Genomic DNA, 6,285 nt, shown 5'->3' with positions numbered 1-6,285 from the left:
GGCATAGGAAGTGCGGCAGCGGGCGCGGCGGGGGCGGGATTTGCTTCGGCGTTTGCGGGTAAGCTGAACGGTCTTGCAGACCAGATTGGCGAAGCAACGGGTTCGATGACGCTGGGTAATGTGGTGTCGAATGTGCTGGCCGGAGCGGGTGGTGCCCTGGTCGGCGGTAGTGCTGGTGCGTTCACGGCATCGAATGCGGACCTGTATAACCGCAGCACTGGCAATGGTGATGGCAAGGGCGGCACGGGCAACCCGTTCGGTATCGGCAAGGATCTGGTGTCGACGGTATGTGGGGCAGGCGCGCAGTGCAGCGATGCAACGCTGAATGCGGCGATTCAGGCGCAGGGGGCAAATGCAGATGCTGCCGCTGGTACTCTCCAGCCTAATTACGCAACTGTCGGTGCAGGTAGCCTGTCAGGCGCAGTGGGCGGTGCGGTGAATCTCTACGACGGTACTATCTATACGTCATACAGTGTTAGTCAGTCATTCCCACCCGCATCGTGGGCACCAGGAGCTACGGCCACGCTTGGTTGGATTTGGGGGGCGAGTAATGCGTCGTCGACTAATGCATTCATGAATGGGGATGGGAACCAGTTCTATGTCTCCATTCCCTTTGGTAGTGTGAATTTGATGGGCGCGGTTACCCACGCTTATGGAGGTTCAACAGCCGTGGAACTAGGTGTTACCTCGCCCGGAGGGATTACAGCGGGTATTGTGCCTTGGAGTCATTCGACTCCGCTTAACGATAAAAAGTGATGATGGAGGATCGAGATGCGAGGGCCAACGGACGAAGAGTGGAAACGCATGACTCCGGAACAGAAGGCGACTTATAAAGTATTCGTCGGTGTTGTTCTGTGTATCTTGGCTTTGCTCTTAGTAAAGAAGTTCTTCTTCTGAGTCTATACACCTACAAACAGCAAACCCAGCCTTGAGCTGGGTTTGCTGTTTGTAGTGTCATTCAATCCGGTGTGATGACGAGCCTGCCGAACTGGACCTCGAACCGGTGCCTGGTGCTGACGATCAACGAGAGCCGCGAGCAGACGCGTGAGATACACGTGCGGCAGCGGATGAAACAGACGCTCGAAGGATTGCTGGCCGAAGCGGACCGGCAGCACATCATTGAACTGCATCGCAATGCGCAGCGGCTGCTGAAACCGGTGCATGTCGTGAATCCCTACGCGGAGCAGTTGACCTTCATGGACAACAGGACGCGCATGCGGCGTGACCACATGAAGTACCTGGTAGCAGTGGCATCTGAGCTTATCAAAGGGCTACTTTCTCAGGGTGACATCAAGAATGTTTCCGGAGACGTCTTCACTATGAGCATTGAATAGACGCTGTATCGGGATATGGGCCGGGTAATGCGACGCTCAATAGTGGGAACGCTGATGGCCAGTCGTCTGCAAACAATGGCAACACCAGTGATTTGCGGAATGCAGCAAGTGAACCATTTAAAGATGTGCAAGTGATAAATCTGTGTCTATATGGAGGGCAAAAGTAATCCTTTTATGGAAATAGGTGTTACCGAGGAAAAGCAGCTTACATTTACGTTTTATGCGAATGATAAAAACGTTGCATTGACTGTAGAGCAGTGGGGTGAGGTCGTGAAACGTGGCCGCGAGTTCCTGCCCAAAGCAATAGTGGACGAAGACGCATCGATGTACGCAAAAACAACAAACCCAGCCAGCTAGCGGCCGACGATACGCTGAAGAATCCGGAGGAACGATAGAATCAGCGGCCGTCGACGCGCAAGCGGCAAGGATGAGCAGAAGAAAGTGAAGAACGATAAAGGCACGTGCGGCAGGCGGCAAAAGTAAATGAGGAGCTAGATATGGCGGCAGGTGGCGGCCCTTCACTCGATCAATGGAAGCAAATGAGTAAGAAGGAGCGACTCAGGCACTGGATATTTATGGCCGTGCTTATAACCTTGGCATCAACGGCCGTCGCGTATGCACTGCTCGCACGTTGAGTCTCACAGTTCAAACAACAAACCCGGCTGCGGCCTGGTTTCTTGTTTACGGATGCTGTTCAGTTGCGTTTGCGGCGTCGCTGTAGCATGGCCTCCGTTTAAGGCGCAGTCGTGTACCTGCCGGCGCCCCGGTAGTCATAGTCCGGGGTAATGGTGGTATGCCCGTGCCGGTAGTCGATACTGAACCGGACCTGATTTCCGGCAGGAAGCCAGCGTGTTCGAGCATTGAGTCGGTGATCTGCATTCACGGCATAAAGGGCGCGGATGAGTATCTGTGTTGTGCTGAACCGTGATCGGGTATGCGATAGCAGCGAATACCGCAAAGATCATCTCCGGCGGCGATACGAACATCATCGGTTCGAATGTCAACGGCCGTCAGGTGAGCGCCAATTTGGGCGGCAATCTGAATATCGCGAGCGTGCAGGACACGATGGCCAGCAGCGCGCATCAGGAGAGCACGGGCGGCGGCTTCAGCATCAGCCGGGCGGAGGCAGCGCCAGCTTTAGCCACATGAACGCGAACGCGAGCGGCAGCTACGCCGGAGTGAATGAACAGGCTGGTATCCACGCGGATGATGTGGCTTCAACGTGGTCGTCACGGAAAGCACAGACCTGAAGGGAGCAGTGATTGCAAGTGAGGCAGATGCTTCGAAGAGCACGCTTTCGACAGGCACGCTCACTTACAGCGATATCCAGAACTCGTCGAGCTACAACCCGCATTCGCGCGGCATCAGCGGCGGCATGATTACGGGCGATGGTGGGGCGGACTACAGCACGCACGGCAACACGTCCGGCAAGAATGCGGGCGGCGTCGCGCCGATGTCGAGCCAGAACGATATTGCCGCCGCTGCGTGCATCGTCAAACCCCGCTTAACCACTTTGCTTCGTGATCCGATGTAATTGAGATGGAGGTAATGCGTCTTCTGGCAAACTCGCGCCTTTTGGCCAGGACGATGTGCGGTCCATTCTGATTGGAGCCGCGTCTCTGGGTGTGGTCTTCTCGATCTTCGTAGTTATCCAGTACACCCGCCCGAAAATAGTAGTGAGAGAAGTTTGAAAAGCATGAAAATACGCAAGGGGCTGGCGGCCCTGCCGCTCACAGCTCTGGTATCACTTGCGAGTCAGGCGCAGAACGCGCCAACTCCCGCGGACACCGCAGCCGCCGCACGCGCCAATGCCGAACAGAACCAGCAGATCCAGCAGCAGCGCGACGCGCAGCAACGCGACGCAGCCGTGCAGGCGCCGGCCGTGCGCTCGGAAGTCCCTCGCCTGGAACGCTGGCCCGAACTGCCGACAGAGAAACCGTGCTTTCGCATCGACTCCTTCGCGCTCGACGTGCCGCCGAATCTCCCGGACGCAGTACGCAGTCAGGGCGCATCTGAACGGCCGCTCGACCGTTTTGCATTTGCACGTGAATGGCTCGACCACTACCGCGGGCAATGTGTCGGCAAGGCCGGACTCGATACGCTTGAGAAAGGATTGCAGCAGGCGATCCTGAGTGAAGGCTACATCACCACGCGCGTGCTGATGCCTCAACAGGATCTGTCGACGGCCGAACTGAAATTCGCGCTCATGCCAGGCGTCGTGCGCAAGCTGCGCTTTGCCGATCCAGGCACGCGTGGTACATGGAAATCGGCCTTTCCTTCACGCGACGGCGACCTGCTGAACCTGCGCGATCTCGAACAGGGTCTTGAGCAGATGAAGCGCGTCAGCAGTCAGGACGTGAACATGGAAATCCGGCCGACTGACGTAGCGGGCGAAAGTGACGTTGTCCTCACGGTTAATCGCGCGAAGCCCTGGACGTTCGTCGCTTCTGTCGACAACTCGGGCACGAAGCCGACGGGCAAATGGCAAGGCAACGTCAGCCTCGGCGTCAATAACCCGCTCGGCCTGAACGATATCCTCTCGGTCGGCGCGAATCAGGACCTGTCGTTCGGCAACAAGGCACTCGGCTCGCACGGCTTCAACGGCTCGTATTCCGTGCCTTGGGGATACTGGACTGCGACGCTGTCTGGCAACACGAACACCTACTACCAGAGCATCGCAGGCGTGAACCAGACCTTCGTGTCGAGCGGCAATTCGCAGACCGCGGCGCTGCGCATCGCGCGTGTTATGTCACGCAGCCAGAACGACGTACTCGGTGCGTATCTGCAGCTATCCAGGCGCTTTGGCGACAGCTTCATCGACGACACAACCATACCGACGCAGGCGCGCAATAACACGTTCCTCGAATGGGGGGCGACCGACCGGCATTACCTCGTTGCGGCGCAGTTTGACGGTACGCTCGCCTACCGTCAGGGCATCGGTGGTCTGGGCGCGACGGCGGACCCGTATGCCGAGGGGCCAACATATCGCTTTCACATGGCCGTCGTGGATGCGAATCTTTCGGTCCCGTTCAACATCGGGACGCAGCCGCTTCGCTACGTGACGACGGTCCACGGCCAGTTCACTAACGACACGCTGTTCTACATCGACGACCTGACGATAGGCAGCCGCTACACGGTCCGCGGATTCGATGGCGAAACGATGCTCGCGGCCGAACGCGGCTTCTACTGGCGCAACGAACTGCAATGGCCGGTATTCCAGACAGGACAGACGCTGTATGCAGGGATCGACTACGGACGCGTGTTCGGGCCGAACACGGCGACGCTGGCGGGAACGCAACTGGCGGGTGCGGTGATGGGCATTCGCGGCGGCTTGCCGGCGAAATACGTTGGTGTGTCTTACGACCTTTTTGCAGGCACGCCGATCTACAAGCCTTCAGGTTTCCCGACTGCACGATGGACGGTTGGGTTTCAGATGACAGCAGCGTTTTAGGCCGGGTTGCCTTCGACGGGAAAGGCGCGGTGCGGTATGGCAGGCGTTTCGTCTACCAGTCAGGGCGAGCGCGCAGAGATGACGTAAATGCATGGAGCAGCCATTCATAGCAGCAGGGCCACGACTGTCCAATGGCGCCCAGCGCGTGTATGGCTCAAGAACGGCGGCGGGTTTCGCGCCTTGCAAGATCTCAACGCTGCGCCGCCGGCGTGACGATAGGCGAGGGCGACAGTCCGATTGGAAATTCAACTGCCCGCAGCCTGAACGGACATGCGAGACGCTTCGCAAGCGGTAGGGGCTTACGGCATCAATGACCAAAGCCCACAAGTCTCGTACACACGCGGGTGTCAAAACTCGCTAAAAGCGATGCCAAACACGCCCACGAGGTTACAAACGCCAGGCGCTGACCGATGCAGACACGCGCAGTGACTCAAACACTCAAACAAAACAGACAGACGTAAAAAAACCCGCTCAAGGCGGGTTCATTTTTTGTGCATGTCGGAATAGGTCCGCGCCGATTGTCCTGAGAACGCCCTAACAGCGAAATGGGACAAGCACTATGACAAACGGCTACATGCATTGCTGCTATTGGTTGCGGGGGTAGGATTTGAACCTACGACCTTCGGGTTATGAGCCCGACGAGCTGCCAGACTGCTCCACCCCGCGTCCGTCGAAGAAAAGATTATAGAACAAGGAAGGCGCCGATGCAACAGTCATCTGAGGATCTGCCCGATCGCCTGCTCGTTGGCGCGTCGCGTGGCACTCCGTTTGCGAAAACGTCGCTTCAGGCGCGGCGGGTCGCTTGAGGCGCGGCCCGCGTCGCATCGCACAAGGCCCGCGCAACTCGCTGCGCTAGAATCGGAGTCTCCCGGCGCGCCGTCATGCTCTGTCGCACGCTTTGCGCGGCTTCACCGCGAAGCGCGCAACCCACCGCAGGCCAGGTGCCGGCGGCGGTGCATGACGACGACGCGCCCGCACTTTCACTCGCCCCGGAATTTCATGGATATCGCTCACGATCTGCAGGTCATTGCCGCTCAGGAACACGCGCTCGTGTTCCCTCAATTCGATGCCGACCGCGCCTGGCAAATCGGCGCCTATCTGCATGAGGTCGCGAAGGCGCGCGGCATTGCGGCCGCCATCGACGTGCGTACCTTCGGTCAGCCTCTCTTCTTCAGTCTGCTCGCCGGCGCGACGCCGGACAATGTCGATTGGGCGCGCCGCAAGGGCAACACGGTCGCGCATTTCCGGCGCAGTTCTTACGCGATCGGCCTGAAGATGCAGCAGTCCGGCAGCACGCTCGCCGACAAGCACGGTTTGCCCGCCACCGAGTATGCGTCGCACGGCGGCGCGTTTCCATTGACGGTGGCCGGCGCGGGCGTGATCGGCTCGATCACGGTGTCCGGCCTGCCGCAGCGCGCCGATCATGAGTTCGTCGTGGAAGCCCTGTGCGCGCACCTCGGTCACGACTACAGCAAGCTTGCGCTTGCAAAGGCCTGAGCC

Annotated in this window: 5 protein-coding genes, 1 tRNA gene and 1 pseudogene; 6 read left to right on the top strand and 1 reads right to left on the bottom strand. The window is 58.7% G+C overall.

What is annotated here, in order from left to right; translation table 11 throughout:
• From JNB89_RS10450 to JNB89_RS10430, 5 genes and pseudogenes are all read left to right on the top strand, one after another.
• Positions 1-756: polymorphic toxin type 22 domain-containing protein (locus JNB89_RS10450; RefSeq protein ID WP_220362111.1), on the top strand; the 756-nt coding region annotated here is incomplete at its 5' end.
• A gap of 212 nt (positions 757-968) precedes the next feature.
• Positions 969-1,334: a hypothetical protein gene (locus JNB89_RS10445; protein ID WP_220362110.1), complete on the top strand. Its 366-nt coding sequence runs from the start codon at positions 969-971 to the stop codon at positions 1,332-1,334.
• Positions 1,335-1,484: 150 nt separating this feature from the next.
• Positions 1,485-1,691: a hypothetical protein gene (locus tag JNB89_RS10440; RefSeq protein WP_220362109.1), complete on the top strand. Its 207-nt coding sequence runs from the start codon at positions 1,485-1,487 to the stop codon at positions 1,689-1,691.
• Between the two features lie 576 nt (positions 1,692-2,267).
• A pseudogene (locus tag JNB89_RS10435) lies at positions 2,268-2,805 on the top strand (hemagglutinin repeat-containing protein); the annotation flags it as partial.
• Between the two features lie 225 nt (positions 2,806-3,030).
• On the top strand, positions 3,031-4,785 hold the full coding sequence (locus JNB89_RS10430; protein WP_220362108.1) for a ShlB/FhaC/HecB family hemolysin secretion/activation protein: 1,755 nt from the start codon (positions 3,031-3,033) through the stop codon (positions 4,783-4,785).
• A gap of 589 nt (positions 4,786-5,374) precedes the next feature.
• Here JNB89_RS10430 and JNB89_RS10425 read toward each other — a convergent pair.
• Positions 5,375-5,451, bottom strand: a tRNA-Met gene (locus JNB89_RS10425).
• Positions 5,452-5,784: 333 nt separating this feature from the next.
• Here JNB89_RS10425 and JNB89_RS10420 point away from each other — a divergent pair.
• Complete coding sequence (locus tag JNB89_RS10420) at positions 5,785-6,282, top strand: heme-degrading domain-containing protein (protein ID WP_013339041.1); 498 nt, start codon at positions 5,785-5,787, stop codon at positions 6,280-6,282.
• The last annotated feature ends 3 nt before the right edge of the window (positions 6,283-6,285 follow it).

The organism is Paraburkholderia phenoliruptrix (genome assembly GCF_019511605.1).
Lineage (GTDB): Bacteria > Pseudomonadota > Gammaproteobacteria > Burkholderiales > Burkholderiaceae > Paraburkholderia > Paraburkholderia phenoliruptrix_A.
Note: the sequence above shows the minus strand (reverse complement) of the source record. Positions and strands in the feature narration are given on the sequence as shown.

Excerpts from the sequence above, each read along its gene's own strand:
- JNB89_RS10440 (WP_220362109.1), top strand. The coding sequence starts at position 1,485 with ATGGAGGGCAAAAGTAATCCTTTTATGGAAATAGGTGTTACCGAGGAA.
- JNB89_RS10430 (WP_220362108.1), top strand. The coding sequence starts at position 3,031 with ATGAAAATACGCAAGGGGCTGGCGGCCCTGCCGCTCACAGCTCTGGTA.
- JNB89_RS10420 (WP_013339041.1), top strand. The coding sequence starts at position 5,785 with ATGGATATCGCTCACGATCTGCAGGTCATTGCCGCTCAGGAACACGCG.